Origin of the sequence: Novosphingobium kaempferiae (genome assembly GCF_021227995.1) — a bacterium.
In the GTDB taxonomy this organism is placed as follows: domain Bacteria; phylum Pseudomonadota; class Alphaproteobacteria; order Sphingomonadales; family Sphingomonadaceae; genus Novosphingobium; species Novosphingobium kaempferiae.
In genome coordinates, this window is sequence record NZ_CP089301.1 from 3,141,824 (window position 1) to 3,158,862 (window position 17,039).

The following is a 17,039-nucleotide window of genomic DNA, read 5'->3' on the forward strand; positions in this document are numbered from 1 at the left end:
TCGACCTGAAACGGTCGAGGCCCGCGCCGTCTTCCCCGCCCTTTCGGCGGCGCGGGCACCTTCTTCTTCCCCCTCACATCGGAGTCACCCATGAACCGGGTCATCCTATCGCCGGCCGCGCTGCCGTCCCCGGCGCTGGCCGAACTCAAGCAGTGGCTCGGCATCGCCATCGGCGGCGACGATGCGGCGCTGACCGCACTGCTCGGCGCCTCGCTCGACACCTGCGAGGCGTTCACCGGCACCCTGCCCATCGAGGCCGAGTGCGAGGAGATGCTGCCGCCCTGCGCGGGCTGGCACCCCCTCTCGACCCGTCCGGTGCTCGCGATCTCCGCCGTCGAGGCCGTCGCTGCGGACGGCACCCGCACCCCGCTCGCGCCCGGCAGCTGGGAAGCGGATCTCGGCGCCGACGGCACCGGCCGCGTCCGCCTGCCGCTCAACGACGGCCGCGCCCGCGTCGCAGTGCGTTTCACCGCCGGTTACGCGCCGGAATGGGACGCCCTGCCCGAATCGCTGCGCCACGGCGTCGTCCGCCTCGCCGCGCACCAACACCGCGAGCGCGAGACTTCGGGCGCGGCCCCGCTGCCCCCCGCCTCGGTCGCGGCGCTGTGGCGGCCCTGGCGCCGGATGCGCCTCGCGTGATCGAGGCCACGACCGACTTCGACGCCCTCGCCCGGCGGCTCGCCTCGAAGGCTGTAGCCCTCGCCACCGCGCGGGCCACCAGCCGCCACCTCGCCGCCCGCAACGCTGACAGCCGCTGGCGCCACGCCGGGCTCGTCTGGCCCCTCTTCGCGAAAGGATAAGCCATGGAAATCGCCCTTCGCGCCGCCCTGATCGCCTGGCTCGCCGCCGACGCGACGCTCGCCGCGGGCCTCAACGCCGTGGTCGAGGAAGCGCCCTCGCGCACCAGCCTGCCCTGGCTCGCCATCGCATCAAGCGCCAGCACCGACTGGAGCTGCAAGACCGCCACCGGGCGCGAGGTGCGCGTGGCGCTGGAACTCCACTGCCGGGGCGACGCGCCCGACACCGCAGCGAACCTCGTATCCGCCATCGAGGCACGGGTGGTCAGCCTGCCACGCGAACAGGCGGGCTTCGACATCGCGACCACCCAGTTCCTGCGCGCCCGCGCCGAACAGCGAGCCGACAACCGCCGCGCGATCCTGCTCGAATACCGCTTCCGGCTGCTGGCCGATTGACCCGTCATCCCGGCGCATGCCGGGACCGTGGGCTGTCTTTAGACGCACCATCAAGCACGCGGCGCCCCGACGCCAGATTCCTCCTCAAGAACTGCCCACGGTCCCGGCATGCGCCGGGATGACGACGCTATTCCCCATACCCCAAGGAGACCCACCATGCCCGCCCAGAAAGGCAGCGCCTTCCTCCTCAAGATCTCCAACGGCGGCGCCCCCGCCGCCTACCAGACCGTCGCGGGCCTGCGCACGACGCAGATGTCCGTCACCGGCGACGCGGTGGTCGTCACGTCAAAGGACAGCGGCGGCTGGCGCGAACTGCTGTCGGGCGCGGGCGTGCGCTCCGTCTCGGTCAGCGCGGCGGGGATCTTCCTCGGCAGCGCGGCGGAGGCACAGGTCCGCGCCAACGCCATGGCCGGCACGCTGGACGACTACGAACTGAGCTTCGAGGGCGGCGAACGCCTGCGCGGCAGGTTCCTCGTCCAGCGCCTCGACTACGCGGGCGATTTCAACGGCGAGCGCAACTACACGCTGCAGTTGGAAAGCTCGGGTCAGGTGCTCCCGGCATGACGGCCAGCGCCCTGCCCAACGCCCTTCGCGGCGAGTGCGCGCTCGCCATCGCCGGGACTGCATATGTCATGCGCCCCAGCTTCACGGCGCTGGTGGCCGCCGAGGAGGAACTCGGCCCGCTGTTCGCCCTCGTCGAGCGTGCCGGAGCGGGCGAACTGCGCCTTGCCGAGATGACCGCGCTGTTCTGGCACTGCCTGCCCGATGGCGACCGCCCGGAACGCGAGACGGTGGGCGCAGCGGTGGTCGCGCAGGGCCTTGCCGCCTGCGCCGCGCCGCTGCGGGTGCTGCTCGGGCAGATCCTCAAGGGCAGCGCATGACGTTCGCAGCGGCGGCCCTTGCTCTGTGCGGCGTTTCCGCCCGCGTTCTGGGCTGGCGACCGCCCGAATTCTGGGCCGCCACCCCCGCCGAACTCGCCGCCGCGCTCGGCCTGCTGACCGCCGACACCGCATCCGGCTTCGACCGGGCTGCCCTGCACAAGCTGATGGAAGACGATCATGGACGATGACATCGACAGCCTCCTCGTCGAAGTGCGCGCCGGCACCGACGGCTTCGCCCGCGACATCGCGCAGATGCGCGGCGCGGTGGACGGCAACCTCGTTTCCGGCTTCACCCGCGCCGGGGACGCACTGGAGCGCGGCCTTTCCGGCGCGATCCGCAAGGGCAGCCTCGGCTTCGACGACCTCAAGCGCACCGCGAACTCCGCGCTCGACGCCATCGCCGGGCAGGCCGCACAGACGCTCGCCTCTGCGCTGGTCGGCGGCGGTACGGGCGGTGCCCTCGATCTCTCGGGCCTGCTGACCGGCGCGCTCGGTCTTCCGGGGCGCGCGACCGGCGGCAATGTCTCGCCGGGGCGTGGCTACGTCGTGGGCGAGCGCGGGCCGGAACTGTTCGTGCCGACCTCCGCCGGACGCATCGAGACCGGCAGCGGACGCGCGCGCGACGTGCGCGTCGCGATCAACCTCTCCGCACCGCGCGGCGCCAGCGCGCCGCAGTCGCTCCAGCGCTCGTCCCGGCAGGTCGCGAGCGCCGTGCGCCGCGCCCTCTCGAACTGAGGAGACACCCGATGGCATTCTGGCTCGCCAGCAAGCGCGAAGGTCAGGCGAGCGACTGGATCATGCGTTTCGATCCGCGCTTCTGGACTGTCAACTTCCCCCGCCCGATGGTGGCGACGGTGGTCTCGACCGGCCCGGCATCGCTGCGCGTCGACGCCTCGTTCCTGCGCCGCGCGGACCTCGGCGGGCTGATCTGGGACAGCGTGGACACGCTCGACCATCCGCTGCTCGCCTACCGCACCGACCGCGACTATGTGCATACGTCGCTGCGATTCCGCTGGCGCTCGTCGGGCGTGATCCCGCTCGACGCGGGCAACGGGCCGACGCTGACGGTGGAGGGGCGGGACCGGCACGGCGCCGCGCGGACGTGGTACGTCCGGCTCTGGAACTATGCGCAGGGGACCGGCGAGGACGCGGTCGTCGCGCTCGATTTCTCGCAGCTCGACGGCGGCTTCACCCTCCCCGCCGAGGCTGACCGCGTCTGGCCCCATGCGATCGAGCGCATGTTCATCTCCTTCGCTCCGCCCGGCTACGACGGCGCGAGCACCGATGCCCTGCCCGCCGAGGCCGAAGGCTGGATCGAGATTTCCGACATCGCCACCGATGGCGCACGCGCCATGCTGGAGATCGGCGACGTGGCGATGCCCGCCAACGGGCTCGCCATCGCCACCGGCTACGACGATCAGGGCGTGCAGACCCCGGCGCGCCTGATCCGCAGCGCGCGCCAGCTCGGCTATCGCGGTTCGATGATCCACTACGTCGGCATGAGCCACTATTTCCGGCTCGCCCATGCGCATGGTGCGTTCCTGACCGGCGGGACCGGCGATCCGCTCAACAACCCGACGCGCACATGGCACCGCGCCTTCTTCGCCGAGTGCATCGCCGCCGGGTTCAGCCCGGTCGCCTCGCTGTCCTACGAACTGCTCGACCAGCATTGCCCGGAAGGTTGGAAGCAGCGCGACCATCGCGGCGATCCGGCGCTGACCGGCTGGGATCCGCCCTCCACGCTGCTCTCGCCCGCCAATGCCGATGCGATGGCGTGGCTCCAAAGCATTGGCGCCGAATTCGCCGCGCTCATGGTCGAGGCAGGCGCGCCCGTTCGCTTCCAGGTGGGTGAGCCATGGTGGTGGACCTTCGGCGACGGCCGCATCTGCCTCTACGACGATGCCGCGAAGGCCGCATTCGGCGGCAATCCGCCCGCCATCGCCGACATGCGCGCGCCGCTGTCTGCCCCGCAGAAGGCACTCCTCGATCAAGCCGGTGCGATGCTCGCGCAATCGACCGCCGATCTCGTCACCGCCGTGCGCGCCGCCGTCGCGCCCGCTCCGGTCGAGGCTCTGGCGCTCGTCTTCACCCCCACCCTGCTCGCGCCCGACATGCCCGAACTTAAGCGCGCCAACCTCCCGCTTGGCTGGGCCAAGCCCGCGTTCGACCGGCTGCAGGTGGAGGACTACGACTGGCTCACCGCCGGAGCGGACGGCCTGCGTCGCAAGGCTTACGCCGAAGTCGACGAGCGGCTGGGCTATCCCCCGCACGAACAGGACTACCTCGCTGGCTTCGTACTCACGTCCGCCCAGCGCGACCAGTGGCGGCGGATCGACGCGGGGATCGACGAAGCCCTGTCCCGCGCCCCGCACGAAGTCGTCGTCTGGGCGCTGCCGCAAATCGCGCGCGATGGATACACGCGCCTGCCCCCTCCCCCTTCCGACCAGTCAGGAGCCGAAGCCATGCAGGCCTTCGACGACGTGCTCTACCCCCTCGCCCTCGGCCGCGACGCGACCGTGGTGCCCGAATTCTCCACCAGCGTCTCGGTCACGGCCTCCGGCTTCGAGCGGCGCAATTCCCTGTGGTCGAACGCGCGGCTGCGCTTCGACGTGGGCCCCGGCGTGAGGTCCGAGGCGGAACTGGGCGCACTCATCGCCTTCTTCCGCGCCCGCCGGGGCCCGGCGCGCGGCTTTCGCCTGCGCGATCCGAGCGACTTCAGCTCCAGCGGCATGGTCGGCACGCCCGGCCCGCTCGACCAGCGGATCGGCACCGGAAACGGCCTCGCCACCGACTTCCCGCTGGTGAAGCGCTACGGCGAGGACGACGACGCGCAGCTTCGCCGCATCACCCGACCTGACTTCGCGACCCTCCTGCTCTCGGTCGATGGGGTGGTGCAGGTCGGCAACTGGCGACTGCTCGACGGCGGAATCGTTTCGTTCGAGGAAGCCCCGTCCGCCGGAGCCGCCGTACACGCCGGATTCCTCTTCGACGTCCCCGTCCGCTTTGCCGAGGACAGCCTCGAAGTCTCCGGCTCCGCCTTCGCCGCCGGGGAAGCGCCGAGCGTGCCCGTCGTCGAGATCCGGGAGGCGTCATGACCCGCCCCTGGTTCGCCGCAGACCTCGAGACCGCCGCGACCTTCTGGCGCATCCTACGCCGTGACGGGGTTACGCTGGGCTTCACCTCGCATGACCGGGACTTGTGGTTCGACGGCGTGCTCCACCGCGCCTCGCCCGGCATGGTGCCGAGTTCGATCCGCAAGTGCGCCGACTTCGAGCCCGACAGCGCCGAAGTGCGCGGCTCGCTCAGCCACGAGGCGATCGACAGCGCAGACCTTGCCGCAGGCCGCTTCGACGGCGCGCAGGTGCGCATCGGCCTCGTCGACTGGGACAGCCTGGAGCGCGATGTCCTCTACGCGGGCACCATCGGCGCGATCACCGAGGAGGACGGCGCGTTCTCCGCCGACCTCATATCCCGCAAGGCCGAACTCCACCGCGACCCGACCCCGCGCACCAGCCCGACCTGCCGCGCAGTCTTCTGCGGCCCCGGCTGCAATCTCAACCCGTGGAAGTTCACCCGCGAATTCCGCCTCGCCGCCGTCGATGCAGGCGCCAATACGGTACGCTTCGCGGAGACACTAGATGCGGCGTTATACGCGGGCGGCACCCTGCGCTGGATGGACGGCCCGCAGGCCGGACTGACGATAGGCGCGATCGGTGGCGATACGACCGGAGGTCTCCTACTCGACACGCCCATCGACACCGGGATCGCTCCCGGCACTCCCGCGCTGCTACGCGAAGGCTGCGCCCACACGCTCGGCACTTGCGCGCACCGCTTCGGCAATGCCGTCAACTTCCGGGGCGAACCACACCTGCCCGGCAACGACATGCTCACCCGCTACCCGGACCCGATACAGTGACGGGGGCCGACCTTGCCACGGCGGCACTCACCCTCGTCGGCACGCCGTTCCGGCTGCATGGCCGCGATCCCGCTTCGGGGCTCGACTGCATCGGCGTCCTCGAAGCGGCGCTGGCGCGGGCCGGACGACCGGCGCGCCTGCCCAACGGCTATCCCCTGCGCGCCCGTCGCCTGCCCGACCTGCAACGCACGACGGCGATGCTCGGGCTGAACGAAGCGGATGGCGCCCTGATCCCCGGCGACGTCGTGATGCTGCGCGTCTCACCGTGCCAGCTTCACCTCGCCATCGCCATTTCTCCCATGACCGCGGTCCACGCCCACGCCGGGCTGCGCAAGGTCGCGCTCGCCCCGCTGCCGCCGGAGTGGCTGCGCGTCGCGCACTGGCGGCTCTCCCCCCATTCGAGGAACTGACATGGCGACGCTCGTTTTCGGAAGTCTCGGCTCGATGCTGGGCGGCCCCCTCGGCGGAGCTATCGGCTCGCTGGTCGGCCGCCAGTTCGACGCGGCGCTGTTTGGCTCGGCCGGACGGCAGGGGCCGCGCCTCAAGGAACTGGCCGTCACCACGTCCAGCTACGGCCAGACGCTGCCGCGCCACTTCGGCCGCATGCGCACGGCAGGCTCGGTGATCTGGGCCACCGACCTCGTGGAGCGCAGCGAGGCGCAAGGCAGCGGCAAGGGCGGCCCTTCGCTCACCACCTACGCCTATTCCGTAAGCTTCGCCGTGGCGCTGGCCAGCCGTCCGATCCGCGCCATCGGCCGCATCTGGGCCGACGGCAAGCTGCTGCGCGGCGCGGCGGGTGATCTCAAGGCCGCAGGCACCCTGCGTGTCCACACCGGAGCCGGGGACCAACAGCCCGATCCGCTGATCGTCGCAGCGGAAGGCCCCGGGCAATGCCCTGCCTATCGCGGGCTGGCGTATGTCGTGTTCGAGGATCTCGACCTCTCCGGCTTCTACAACCGCATCCCCTCGCTCACGTTCGAGATAATTGCGGACGACGGTTTCAGCCTGCGGGACATGATCGGCGAAGTGATCGAGGACGTGGACGCCGACCTCCCGTTCTCCGGCCTGTCCGGCTACACCAGCGAAGGCAGCCCCGCCGCCGACCTCCAGGTGTTCGACCAGATCACCCCGCTGGAAATCGATGCCGCAGGCGAACACCTCGTCATCGCCGCCGAGCGACGACAGGAAGCGGCAATCTGCCTGCCCGAGCCCGCCATCGCCAGCGGAGATGGCGACTTCGGCGCACTAACCGGCTTCACCCGCCACCGCGCCCCTCCACCCGAGAGCCCGCCCTCCATCCTGCGCTACTACGATGTCGATCGCGACCATCAACCGAGCCTCCAGCGCGCAACGGGCCGCAGCATTCCGGGCGAGCCCGCCGGCATCGACCTGCCCGCCGCACTCGATGCCGGCACCGCCCGCGCGCTGATCGAACGCACCGCGCGCCGCATCGACTGGAACCGCGACCGCATTTCCTGGCGCACCTGCGAACTCGACCCGCGCATCGGGCCGGGCACACTCGTCACCCTCCCCGGGATCGACGGACACTGGCGCGTGCGCGAGTGGGAATGGCGCGACAGCGGCGTGGAACTGCATCTCGAACGCGCCCTCCCCCCCACGGTCGCAACGACGCCGGACCTGGCATCCGATCCCGGACGTCCGAACCCACCCCTCGACACGGAGACGGGCCAGACCCGGCTGGTGGCATTCGAGCTGCCCTTCGACGCCGCAACCGGCTCGCCCGATGCCCCGCGCCCGTTTGCCGCCGTCTCGGCGACAAGCGCCGGATGGAGCGGGGCCGCCCTGTATGCGGATCATGGCGATGGTGCGCTCCACCCCCTCGGCCCCAGCGGCCGGATGCGGGCGACCATCGGGACGGTAGCGTCGCCACTGCCTCCCGCGAACCCGCTGCTGTTCGACCGGACCTCGTGCCCTGTCGTGATGCTCGTCGATCCCGCTATGCAGCTTGCAGCAACCGACACCGGCGGCATTTCGCGCGGCGCCAACCTCGCTCTGATCGGCGAGGAGATAGTCCAGTTCCTCGGTGCCGTCCCTATCGGCGCCGGTCGCTGGCGGCTCGAAGGACTGCTCCGTGGCCGGGCCGGAACCGAAACGGCCATCGCGGCTCACAGGGAAAACGAGGATTTCGTGCTCCTCGACAACAGCCTTGTGCGCGTCGATGCATCGACGCTCGGATCGTCGCCGGGTCGACAGGTGGTGGCGCTGGGGCGTGGCGACGATGCCCCGGCCACAGCCTCGCTTCATCTCGACGGCATCGGCCAGCGCCCCCTGGCACCCGTGCATCCACGCATGATCGTGACGAAAGACGACGGCCTGCTGCTGTCCTGGACGCGCCGGGCACGCGGGGGCTGGGCTTGGCAGGACGGCGTGGATGTGCCCCTCGTCGAACAGGCCGAGCGCTATCTCGTCACGCTGGGACCGCTCGACGCGCCGTTGGCGATGTGGACGAGCACATCGCCGACGCTCGACATCGATGCCGCGACGGTCGTCCGCTTCGCCACGTCCGCGCCGCACGCCGAGATCCATGTCCGCCAGCAGGGCACGCACGCGCTCTCGCTTCCCCTTCTGCTCGGCACCCTCAGTTGACCACCAAGGAGCCTTTCCCATGTCCGACCTGCCGAACTTTGCCGACGTCACTCCGCGTTTCGCGCTGCCGCTGCTCTACGCGGCGCAGGCGCAGAAGGAGGTCTTCGTCAACGAGGCGCTCATGCTCACCGACGCGCTGGCACACTCCTGCGTGGAGGGTGAACGCGCAACACCTCCGGAAACTTCCGCAGAAGGCGACGCCTGGCTGGTCGCGCCCGGAGCGACTGGCGACTGGGCCGATGCGGAAGGCTCCATAGCGGTCTGCCGCGGCGCGGGCTGGGTGTACATCCCGCCCCGCGACGGCATGCGCGTCTTCGATCGCTCGCGCGGTGCCGAGATGCTGTTTTTCGGTTTCTGGAGAAAAGCTTCGCTTCCCGTGGAACCAGTTGGCGGGACGAATGTTGATGGGGTTGCTCGGACCGCGATCAACGATCTGGTCTCGGCTCTCCAGGCCTTGGGTATTCTGCCCGCGGCTTGACGGGTGCAAAAAACAAGGGGCCTTCGGGGTGTTGCAGATTCAGTTGAGTGAGGGTGCAGTGGCCTACCAAGCCCCCGATAACGCGACATATTTGCAACAGTCGCGCTCAATGTGCGCTTGCACACGGAAAGCCAAGGGGTTAGACACTCTCGCACTCGGTGGCTCCAAATCTCTTAGTAGGGGAAACGTATGAGGAAACTCGTCCTTGGACTGGCGCTGGCTTCGACCGCCATCGCCACTCCCGCGCTGGCGCGCGACGACTCGTGGTATCTGCAACTCGACTTCGGCGGCATGATCGTCGAAGACGCTGACGTTAGCGTCGATGGCGTTAACAACGCGGCTGCGATCGACTTCAACAAGGGCTTCGACGGCGGTGCCGTTCTTGGCTACGACTTCGGTCCGTTCCGTCTGGAAACCGAAGCCAGCTATCGTCAGGCGTCCATCAAGAACAGCGGTGGAGCTGACGTCAGCAACCTGTCGTTCATGGTCAACGGCCTGCTCGACTTCGGTCCGGACGATGGCCTTCAGGGCTTCGTCGGCGGCGGCGCCGGTGTCGCTCGCGTCCATGCCGACGTGATCGACGATTCGGACAGCGGCTTCGCGTGGCAGGCGATCGCGGGTATCCGCGCTCCGCTCAGCTCGCACTGGGACGTGGGTCTGAAGTATCGCTTCATGAACGTCCAGAACGTCGACTTGGTCGGCCCGGCTGGCGAAGACATCAGCACCCGCTGGCGTTCGCACTCGCTGCTCGGCACCCTGGCGTACAACTTCGGTGGCAAGGAAGCTGCTCCGCCGCCGCCCCCGCCGCCGCCGCCGCCTCCGCCGCCCCCCCCGCCTCCGCCGCCCCCGCCGGCTCCGGTGTGCAACAAGGGCCCGTACATCGTGTTCTTCGACTGGGATAAGTCGGACATCACGCCTGAGGCTTCGACCATCCTCGACAGCGCCGTCAGCGCCTACGCGAACTGCGACAGCGTGCCGATCATGCTGGCCGGTTACACCGACCGTTCGGGTACGCCGAAGTACAACATGGGCCTGTCGGAGCGTCGTAACGCTTCGGTCCGTTCGTACCTGACCAGCCACGGCATCCCCGACGGTTCGATCTCGAGCCAGGCGTTCGGTGAAGCCAACCCGCGCGTTCCGACTGCGGACGGCGTGCGCGAGCTGCAGAACCGTCGCGTCGAGATCACTTACGGTCCCGGCTCGGGCATGTAAGCGAACCGGCAACGGTAAAGATCGGGGGGTCGGAGCAATCCGGCCCCCTTTTCTTTTGCCTGCCGGAATGGCGTATCAGCCAAAAACAGAAGGCCCGGCGGATCATCTCCGCCGGGCCTTTTGTTTTTATCCGGGAGGGTGGTTCAGGCCGCGTAAGGCGTGGGATCCACCAGTCCTGCATCCGCAAAGCCCGCCTTGCGCAGGCGGCAGCTGTCGCACAGGCCGCAGGCATTGCCGTCAGGCTGCGGATCGTAGCAGGACCAGCTCATGCCGGGGTTCAGACCCAGCCGGTCTGCCTCGCGCGCGATATCGGCCTTCGTCTTGAACTGGAGCGGTGCGTGGATGCGCAGCTTCGTGCCCTCATCCCCCGCCTTGGTCGCAAGCGTCGCGATATCCTCAAAGGCGGAGATGAATTCCGGGCGGCAATCCGGGTAGCCGGAATAGTCCAGCGCGTTCACGCCGATGAAGATATCGGCCGCGCCGATCGCCTCGGCCCAGGCCAGCGTCAGCGAGAGGAACACGAGGTTGCGCGCGGGCACGTACGTGACCGGGATCTCCTCGCCCACGCCCTCCTTGGGCACGGCGATGTCGTCGGTCAGCGCCGATCCGCCAAACCGGCGCAAGTCGAGCGGCAGCACGACATGGCGCTCCGCCCCGATGACGCGCGCGATTTCCGCCGCAGCGTCAAGCTCCCGGCGATGGCGCTGGTTGTAGTCGATGGTGAGCGCGTTGACCGCAAAGCCCTGCTCGCGCGCAATGCCCGCGGAGACCATGGAATCGAGCCCGCCGGAGAGCAGCACGACGGCCTGCTTCGGCTGAGAAGATGAAATATCCTGCATGAATGCCCCGCTACGCCCAGCAAGGCGCGCCGACAATCCCGAAGTGAAAGCTCAGCTGCGGCAGTCGCCGGTCTTGCGGCCTTCGGCGGAGAACGAGAACGGCAAGCCATTGGCGATGCCCTGGCTGTCGATCTGCACCAGCCCATCGGTCTCACGCCGGACCTGGGTACGACCGTAGCCCTGCCCCCGGCAGGTGTACTGCACCGTCACCTGGTCGCTCTTGTCCTCGACCACGACGCTGCTGCACGGCACGCCCTGATGACGCAGCTGGATCAGACGCCGCCCGCTGTCGAGGCAGATGTTGTGCACCGGTCCGCCACGCTCGCGCAGTTCCCAGCCGCCATGGTCAAGCTCGTCGAGCATGCCCAGCGACTGTTTCTGGCCCTGCGCCGGTACGGCCACCACCGCACAGACGCCCAGGCTCAGCGCCGCAAGAATGGACTTCGTTTTCATTCCATCGCTTCCTGATACCGTCCTGTCGCACCAAGTATCGGTAGGGTCTGCCGGAATTTCAAGTCATCCACCCGTATGGCAGCAATATGACGTCAGACCGGAATGCGCAGGACTTTCGAACAGAACGCGCAATCGACCGGGATGTGCCCGTCGTCGTCGCGCATGTCGGCAAGCTGGTCCTCGGGAAATCCCGACAGGATCGACAGATAGTGATCGACCGTGCAGCGGCAGCCGCGCTGCAGCAGCAGCAAGGGCTCCACCCGCACTTCGTCTTCCTCGTGGAACAGCCGCCAGGCAAGCTGCTCCAGGCTCAGCACCGGGTCGACCAGTTCGCCGCTCTGCACGGTCCCCGCGATGATCGCGACGTGTTCCCAGTCGGGATGCTGTTCCTTGGCATGAAGGCGCTCGCGCCCTTCCTCGCCATCCGGCAGGTGCTGCACGAGGATGCCGCCCGCCACGCAGCGCGGCCCGTTCGAGCGCACCGCGATGCGGATGAGGGTCGGCACCTGCTCGGACTGTGCGAAGTAGTTCTCGCAGGCATGCGCCAGCGAGGCGCCTTCCAGCGGCACCACGCCCTGATAGCGTTCGTTGGTGACGGGCAGGTCGAAGGTGATCGCCAGATAGCCCTTGCCGAACATCGCCTCGAGCGAGCAGTTCTCCTCCAACGCGCCGACCATATCGGGATTGTGACGCAGATATCCGCGCACTTCGCCGTTGCGGTAGTCGCAGACCAGCAGGTCCACCGCGCCGCCTTCGGCCTGCGCCTGGAAGGTGAGCTGGGCGTGCTCCTCCTTGAGGAGCGAGCCCATCAGCGCGGTCAGGACCAGCGCCTCGGCCAGCACATGCTTGACTACCTTGGGATAGTCGTGCGCGGACAGCACCGTTTCCAGCACCGGCCCCAGCCGCACCATGCGCCCACGCACATTGCGCGAGGGCACGGTGAAGGCCAGAACGCGGTCGAAGCCGGTGTCGTCGTCGCGCAGCAGATCGTCTTCGTTCACAGCTTGCCCAGTGCCCACAGCAGGACCGACTTCTGCGCATGGATGCGGTTCTCGGCCTCGTCCCAGACGGCCGACTGCGGGCCGTCCATGACTTCGTCGGTCACTTCCTCGCCGCGATGCGCGGGAAGGCAGTGGAGGAACGTCGCCTTCGGATCCGCCGCCGCCATCAGCGTGGCGTCGACCTGATAGGGCTGCATCGCGGCGACATGCACCTCTCCGCCCGCCTGCCCCATCGAGACCCAGGTGTCGGTGACGACGACCTGCGCTCCAGCCACCGCCTCGCGCGGATCGTTGGTCAGGATCACCTCGCCCCCGGCGGCGCGGGCACGCTCGATGAAGCCGACATCCGGTTCGTAGCCTGCCGGGCCGCCGATGCGGATAGTGAACTTCATCAGGCCCGCCGCCTCGATCAGCGAATTGGCGACGTTGTTGCCGTCACCCAGCCATGCCAGCTGGAGGCCCGGCAGCGCGTGGCCATGCTCGACCACGGTCAGCAGGTCGGCGACGATCTGGCACGGATGCGACAGGTCGGTCAGGCCGTTGATGACGGGGACGTCGGCGTAGTGCGCCAGTTCCTCGATCTTGGCGTGATCGTCGGTGCGGATCATGATCGCGTCGACCATGCGGCTGAGCACGCGCGCGGTGTCGGCGATGGTCTCGCCGCGACCGATCTGCGTGGAACCCGCCTCCATGATGAGCGCCGAGCCGCCGAGCTGGCGCATCGCCATGTCGAACGACACGCGGGTGCGGGTCGAGTTCTTCTCGAAGATCATGGCAAGCGTGTGCCCTGCGAGCGGCGCATCGGCATCGGCGCGGCCTTTCGGCCAAGCCTTGCGCGCCGCCTTCCGGTCGATCGCGTCGTTGACCATGGCGGCGATGGTATCGCCGCCCGCGTCCGACAGGTTCAGGAAGTCCCGGATCATCCCGCGACTTCCTCGGGCTGATACGTCCCCGCTGCGGCGGAGAGCTTTTCCATGAACTCGTCGATATGGCCGTCGTCGATGACGAGCGGCGGCAGGATGCGCACCACGTTGTCGCCCGCCGAGACGGTGAGCAGCCCGTGGTTGTCACGCATGTGCGCCACGAACGCGCGCGGCTCGACCTTCATCTTGAGGCCGATGAACAGGCCGCGCCCGCGCACCAGTTCGAACAGATCGGGGTAGTTGCCGATGAACTGTTCGAGGCGGGCCTTGAGGCGCTCGCCCTTGGCGCGCACGTCGGCGAGGAACGCCTCGTCGGGGATCACGTCGAGCACGGCATCGATCGCGGCCATCGCGAAGGGGTTGCCGCCATAGGTCGAGCCGTGGGTGCCGAAGGTCATGCCGCGCGCCGCCTTCTCGGTGGCGAGGCAGGCGCCGACCGGGAAGCCCCCGCCGATGGCCTTGGCGGTGGAGAGGATGTCGGGCTCGATGCCGTACTGCTCGTAGGCGTAGAAGGTGCCGGCGCGGCCGACGCCGCTCTGCACTTCGTCGAGGACGAGCATCAGGTCATGCTCGTCGCACAGCGCGCGCAGGCCCTGCATGAATTCGTCAGTGGCGATGCGGATGCCGCCCTCGCCCTGGATCGGCTCGACCAGGAAGCCCGCGGTGTTCGGGCCGATCGCCGCCTTGGCGGCTTCGAGATCGTTGAACTCCACGTACTTGAAGCCGGGCAGCAGGGGCAGGAAGCCCTTGTGCATCTTCTCCTGGCTCGACGCGCTGATGGTCGCCATCGTGCGGCCGTGGAAGGCGTTGTTGAAGGTGATCAGTTCGAACTTGTGGTCGTTGCCGGCCGACTGGTGATAGGCGCGCGCGGTCTTGATCGCGCATTCCACCGCCTCGGCGCCCGAGTTGGTGAAGAACACCGTGTCGGCGAAGGTCAGGTCCACCAGGCGCTTCGCCACGGCCTCACCCTGCGGGCTGCCGTAGAGGTTGGACACGTGCATCAGCGTCTCGGCCTGCTTCTGGATCGCGCCGACGAGGCCGGGGTGCGAGTGACCAAGCGCGTTCACCGCGATGCCGCTGGCGAAGTCAAGGAATCGGCGGCCGTCCTCGCTGATGAGATGGCAGTGCTCACCGCGAACGGGACGCACGCCGCACCGGGGATATACGGGCATCAGCGGGGTAATCGACATGTCGGTATTCCTTGAGACTGGTCCTGGAAATCTGACCTTGAAGAAATTTTGATCGTGAGATCGCAAACGACAAATGGCGGCCCTGCCGGACCGCCATTTGCGCGCATTTAGATGTTTGCAGTCTCCCGGTCAAACGCCCGGGAGCAATGCAGGCAGGATCAACCCTGGCGCGGCGTCAGGTTGACCGCCGAGTACTTGCCTCGTCGATCGACCTCGATGTCGAACTCGACCTGATCGCCTTCGTTGAGGCCGGACATGCCCGAGCGCTCAACGGCACTGATGTGCACGAATGCGTCCGGCTGGCCGTCATCACGGGTGATGAAGCCGAAGCCCTTCATGGAGTTGAAGAACTTGACCGTGCCGGTTGCCTTCTCGCCGGTGAGCTGGCGCTGCGGCGCCGGCTCGCGCTTGGCGACGGGGATCACGTCGCCCACGACCGACAGGTCGGTGGCCGAGATCTTGCCGCCGCGATCGACGAGCTGGAATTCGAGCTGCTGGCCTTCGGCCAGGCCTTCGAGGCCGGCGCGCTCGACCGAGCTGATGTGCACGAACACATCGTCGCCGCCTTCATCACGCTGAATGAAGCCGAAGCCCTTTGCTGCGTTGAAGAACTTTACGACGCCACGGCCCTGACCGACGACCTGCGCGGGCATACCGCCACCGCCACCGCCGCCGCGGAAACCACCGCCGCCGCCGCCGAAGCCGCCACCGCCGCTACGGAAGCCACCGCCGCCGCCGCCGCCGAAGCCGCCACCACCGCCGCCGCCAAAGCGGTCACCACCGCCGAAGCCGCCGCCGCCGAAACGGTCACCGCCGCCACCGAAGCGATCCTGCCCGGCAAAGAACGGATCGAACTCGTCCTCACCAGACCGCTTATTGTCGCGGCCCCTTCCGCGACGACCTCTGTCAAAACCCATGTCTACTAGCGTACCTTCGCTGCGCCCCAGAATTAGTCGCCAGGCGCGTGGACGAACCGCACCAGACGTCAGGCAAGCGACCGGGCAGAGGCCCGATCTTCTCCTGCAACCGTTAGTCTTACACGACTCAAAACGCGATGGCGAACGGAAATGCGAGGTGTTTGCAGCCGTTCTCGACGAATTGCGGCATTTTACGCGACGAATGGGCTTGCACCATCGACAGGAAGCGGCTTGATGCCCGTTTACACGGCCCTTCGTTCATCTTCGGGTCGCTCGATTACGGGAGAATGCGAGAATGTTCCGCCAGATCACCGAGTCCGTTTTCGCCAGCCCGCAGATCGATGTTGCCACCATTGCGGAGGCACAGGCCCTTGGAATCGTTCGAATCGTCAACAACCGCCCCGAAGGCGAGAGCGACGACCAGACCCCGGGCGCCGAGATCGAGGCCGCCGCGCGCGCGGCAGGCATCGACTATGTGGCGATTCCCGTGACTCATGCCGGATTCAGCCAGGCGCAGGTGGACGCGATGGAGCAGGCGCTCGATGTCGAGGGGCCGGTGCTGGCCTATTGCCGCTCGGGCACGCGCTCGACGCTGCTGTGGGCGCTGGCGCGGGCCAAGGCGGGCGACAATCCGGCAGTGATCGCCTCGAAGGCGGCGGGCGCGGGTTACGACGTGACGCCGGTGCGACAGCTGATCGAGATGCTGTCCGCCGGGCGGTGAGGCCGAAACACGTTCGTCATTGCGAGCGCAGCGAAGCAATCCAGCGGCCCAATCCGTCAGTAGGCGCCGACCATGGATTGCTTCGCTACGTCGCAATGACGAGGGTTAAGTAAGCTTTGCGATATTCTAAAGCGCGTCGTCGCCCTGCTCGCCGGTGCGGATTCGCACGGCCTGCGCGAGCGGCAGCACGAAGATCTTGCCGTCGCCGATCTCGTCGTTGTTGGCCTGGGTGCGGATGATCTCGACCACGCGGTCGGCCAGCGCGTCGGGCACGGCGATCTCCATGCGGATCTTGGGCAGCATGCTCGATGCGTATTCGGCGCCGCGATAGACTTCGGTCTGGCCCTTCTGGCGACCGAAGCCGCTGACCTCCGACACCGTCATCCCGGAAATGCCCGCAGCGCTCAGCGCGTCGCGCACTTCGGTGAACTTGAACGGTTTTATGATGGCCGTGACGTACTTCATGGTCCCTCCGCTCTCGCTTGCGTGTTGGGCGGCACCGGCCCTCGCCCCCACCCGACCTCCCTAGGGTACTATCGTTGGGAGGTCGGGTGGGGGCGAGGGCCGGTGCCGCTTCCGCCGAAGGCGGATAAGATCGACCCCGTAACGGCAGCATTTCACAATCGGGACAAATAAAAAAGGGGCCGGAGCGGCTGGCTCCGGCCCTTTATAGGTTGTGTTCGCAGGAGGAACATCGGTTGGCGACGA

The 17,039-nt window shown here is 68.2% G+C and carries 21 protein-coding genes; 14 read left to right on the top strand and 7 right to left on the bottom strand.

All coding sequences use genetic code 11. The features are described 5' to 3' along the window. Positions 1-90 precede the first annotated feature (90 nt). The 13 genes from LO787_RS14275 (at position 91) to LO787_RS14335 (ending at position 10,287) form a co-directional block, all read left to right on the top strand. Positions 91-639: a head-tail connector protein gene (locus tag LO787_RS14275; RefSeq protein WP_232491682.1), complete on the top strand. Its 549-nt coding sequence runs from the start codon at positions 91-93 to the stop codon at positions 637-639. Beyond that, entirely contained in the window at positions 636-800 is a 165-nt protein-coding gene (locus tag LO787_RS14280) for a hypothetical protein (RefSeq protein WP_232491683.1), read from the top strand. The genes LO787_RS14275 and LO787_RS14280 overlap by 4 nt, the downstream gene beginning before the upstream one ends. 3 nt (positions 801-803) lie before the next feature. Next, positions 804-1,193 carry a DUF3168 domain-containing protein gene (locus LO787_RS14285; RefSeq protein ID WP_232491684.1) on the top strand — a complete coding sequence of 130 codons (390 nt, stop codon included), beginning with the start codon at positions 804-806 and terminating at the stop codon, positions 1,191-1,193. Positions 1,194-1,349: 156 nt separating this feature from the next. Continuing rightward, complete coding sequence (locus LO787_RS14290; protein WP_232491685.1) at positions 1,350-1,757, top strand: phage major tail protein, TP901-1 family; 408 nt, start codon at positions 1,350-1,352, stop codon at positions 1,755-1,757. Further along, on the top strand, positions 1,754-2,074 hold the full coding sequence (locus LO787_RS14295) for a gene transfer agent family protein (RefSeq protein ID WP_232491686.1): 321 nt from the start codon (positions 1,754-1,756) through the stop codon (positions 2,072-2,074). Before LO787_RS14290 ends, LO787_RS14295 begins: the two co-directional genes overlap by 4 nt. Further along, positions 2,071-2,262, top strand: a complete 192-nt coding sequence (locus tag LO787_RS14300) for a phage tail assembly chaperone (protein ID WP_232491687.1) — start codon at positions 2,071-2,073, stop codon at positions 2,260-2,262. Before LO787_RS14295 ends, LO787_RS14300 begins: the two co-directional genes overlap by 4 nt. After that, entirely contained in the window at positions 2,252-2,809 is a 558-nt protein-coding gene (locus LO787_RS14305; RefSeq protein ID WP_232491688.1) for a tail tape measure protein, read from the top strand. Before LO787_RS14300 ends, LO787_RS14305 begins: the two co-directional genes overlap by 11 nt. Before the next feature lie 11 nt (positions 2,810-2,820). Next, positions 2,821-5,169, top strand: a complete 2,349-nt coding sequence (locus LO787_RS14310; RefSeq protein WP_232491689.1) for a DUF2460 domain-containing protein — start codon at positions 2,821-2,823, stop codon at positions 5,167-5,169. Continuing rightward, a complete protein-coding gene (locus tag LO787_RS14315; protein ID WP_232491690.1) occupies positions 5,166-5,990 on the top strand; it encodes a DUF2163 domain-containing protein in 825 nt (274 codons plus the stop codon). Before LO787_RS14310 ends, LO787_RS14315 begins: the two co-directional genes overlap by 4 nt. Beyond that, positions 5,987-6,400 carry a hypothetical protein gene (locus tag LO787_RS14320; RefSeq protein WP_232491691.1) on the top strand — a complete coding sequence of 138 codons (414 nt, stop codon included), beginning with the start codon at positions 5,987-5,989 and terminating at the stop codon, positions 6,398-6,400. The genes LO787_RS14315 and LO787_RS14320 overlap by 4 nt, the downstream gene beginning before the upstream one ends. Before the next feature lies 1 nt (position 6,401). Then, positions 6,402-8,597 carry a GTA baseplate fiber-binding domain-containing protein gene (locus tag LO787_RS14325; RefSeq protein WP_232491692.1) on the top strand — a complete coding sequence of 732 codons (2,196 nt, stop codon included), beginning with the start codon at positions 6,402-6,404 and terminating at the stop codon, positions 8,595-8,597. Between the two features lie 19 nt (positions 8,598-8,616). Further along, complete coding sequence (locus LO787_RS14330) at positions 8,617-9,075, top strand: DUF2793 domain-containing protein (protein ID WP_232491693.1); 459 nt, start codon at positions 8,617-8,619, stop codon at positions 9,073-9,075. A gap of 189 nt (positions 9,076-9,264) precedes the next feature. Next, on the top strand, positions 9,265-10,287 hold the full coding sequence (locus tag LO787_RS14335) for an OmpA family protein (RefSeq protein WP_232491694.1): 1,023 nt from the start codon (positions 9,265-9,267) through the stop codon (positions 10,285-10,287). A 143-nt stretch (positions 10,288-10,430) separates the two neighbouring features. On the opposite strand, the gene queC is transcribed toward LO787_RS14335, so the two are convergent. The 6 genes from queC to LO787_RS26155 all read right to left on the bottom strand — a co-directional run bounded on the left by queC (position 10,431) and on the right by LO787_RS26155 (position 15,610). Further along, a complete protein-coding gene (queC, locus tag LO787_RS14340; RefSeq protein ID WP_232491695.1) occupies positions 10,431-11,126 on the bottom strand; it encodes a 7-cyano-7-deazaguanine synthase QueC in 696 nt (231 codons plus the stop codon). A 51-nt stretch (positions 11,127-11,177) separates the two neighbouring features. Continuing rightward, positions 11,178-11,579: a hypothetical protein gene (locus LO787_RS14345; RefSeq protein ID WP_232491696.1), complete on the bottom strand. Its 402-nt coding sequence runs from the start codon at positions 11,577-11,579 to the stop codon at positions 11,178-11,180. Positions 11,580-11,671: 92 nt separating this feature from the next. Then, entirely contained in the window at positions 11,672-12,580 is a 909-nt protein-coding gene (gene hslO / locus LO787_RS14350; RefSeq protein ID WP_232491697.1) for an Hsp33 family molecular chaperone HslO, read from the bottom strand. After that, a complete protein-coding gene (gene argF / locus LO787_RS14355) occupies positions 12,577-13,503 on the bottom strand; it encodes an ornithine carbamoyltransferase (protein WP_232491698.1) in 927 nt (308 codons plus the stop codon). The genes hslO and argF overlap by 4 nt, the downstream gene beginning before the upstream one ends. After that, the gene (locus LO787_RS14360; RefSeq protein ID WP_232491699.1) at positions 13,500-14,693 is read right to left on the bottom strand and encodes an aspartate aminotransferase family protein; all 1,194 of its coding nucleotides are present in this window, start codon (positions 14,691-14,693) and stop codon (positions 13,500-13,502) included. Before LO787_RS14360 ends, argF begins: the two co-directional genes overlap by 4 nt. 158 nt (positions 14,694-14,851) lie before the next feature. Beyond that, complete coding sequence (locus LO787_RS26155; protein ID WP_276574164.1) at positions 14,852-15,610, bottom strand: cold-shock protein; 759 nt, start codon at positions 15,608-15,610, stop codon at positions 14,852-14,854. A 295-nt stretch (positions 15,611-15,905) separates the two neighbouring features. On the opposite strand from LO787_RS26155, the gene LO787_RS14375 reads away from it, so the two are divergent. Next, positions 15,906-16,331 carry a protein tyrosine phosphatase family protein gene (locus tag LO787_RS14375; RefSeq protein ID WP_232491700.1) on the top strand — a complete coding sequence of 142 codons (426 nt, stop codon included), beginning with the start codon at positions 15,906-15,908 and terminating at the stop codon, positions 16,329-16,331. Between the two features lie 126 nt (positions 16,332-16,457). Here the strand turns inward: LO787_RS14375 and LO787_RS14380 are convergent, their stop codons facing one another. Beyond that, positions 16,458-16,796 (bottom strand): P-II family nitrogen regulator, encoded by a 339-nt coding sequence (locus LO787_RS14380; RefSeq protein ID WP_232491701.1) that lies wholly within the window; start codon positions 16,794-16,796, stop codon positions 16,458-16,460. Positions 16,797-17,039: the final 243 nt, after the last annotated feature.

Coding starts and splice junctions, on each gene's coding strand:
- LO787_RS14295 (WP_232491686.1), top strand. CDS start 1,754: ATGACGGCCAGCGCCCTGCCCAACGCCCTTCGCGGCGAGTGCGCGCTC.
- LO787_RS14330 (WP_232491693.1), top strand. CDS start 8,617: ATGTCCGACCTGCCGAACTTTGCCGACGTCACTCCGCGTTTCGCGCTG.
- LO787_RS14310 (WP_232491689.1), top strand. CDS start 2,821: ATGGCATTCTGGCTCGCCAGCAAGCGCGAAGGTCAGGCGAGCGACTGG.
- LO787_RS26155 (WP_276574164.1), bottom strand. CDS start 15,610: ATGGGTTTTGACAGAGGTCGTCGCGGAAGGGGCCGCGACAATAAGCGG.
- LO787_RS14305 (WP_232491688.1), top strand. CDS start 2,252: ATGGACGATGACATCGACAGCCTCCTCGTCGAAGTGCGCGCCGGCACC.
- LO787_RS14380 (WP_232491701.1), bottom strand. CDS start 16,796: ATGAAGTACGTCACGGCCATCATAAAACCGTTCAAGTTCACCGAAGTG.
- queC (WP_232491695.1), bottom strand. CDS start 11,126: ATGCAGGATATTTCATCTTCTCAGCCGAAGCAGGCCGTCGTGCTGCTC.
- LO787_RS14285 (WP_232491684.1), top strand. CDS start 804: ATGGAAATCGCCCTTCGCGCCGCCCTGATCGCCTGGCTCGCCGCCGAC.
- LO787_RS14325 (WP_232491692.1), top strand. CDS start 6,402: ATGGCGACGCTCGTTTTCGGAAGTCTCGGCTCGATGCTGGGCGGCCCC.
- LO787_RS14300 (WP_232491687.1), top strand. CDS start 2,071: ATGACGTTCGCAGCGGCGGCCCTTGCTCTGTGCGGCGTTTCCGCCCGC.
- LO787_RS14315 (WP_232491690.1), top strand. CDS start 5,166: ATGACCCGCCCCTGGTTCGCCGCAGACCTCGAGACCGCCGCGACCTTC.
- LO787_RS14360 (WP_232491699.1), bottom strand. CDS start 14,693: ATGTCGATTACCCCGCTGATGCCCGTATATCCCCGGTGCGGCGTGCGT.
- LO787_RS14290 (WP_232491685.1), top strand. CDS start 1,350: ATGCCCGCCCAGAAAGGCAGCGCCTTCCTCCTCAAGATCTCCAACGGC.
- LO787_RS14345 (WP_232491696.1), bottom strand. CDS start 11,579: ATGAAAACGAAGTCCATTCTTGCGGCGCTGAGCCTGGGCGTCTGTGCG.
- argF (WP_232491698.1), bottom strand. CDS start 13,503: ATGATCCGGGACTTCCTGAACCTGTCGGACGCGGGCGGCGATACCATC.
- LO787_RS14335 (WP_232491694.1), top strand. CDS start 9,265: ATGAGGAAACTCGTCCTTGGACTGGCGCTGGCTTCGACCGCCATCGCC.
- LO787_RS14275 (WP_232491682.1), top strand. CDS start 91: ATGAACCGGGTCATCCTATCGCCGGCCGCGCTGCCGTCCCCGGCGCTG.
- LO787_RS14375 (WP_232491700.1), top strand. CDS start 15,906: ATGTTCCGCCAGATCACCGAGTCCGTTTTCGCCAGCCCGCAGATCGAT.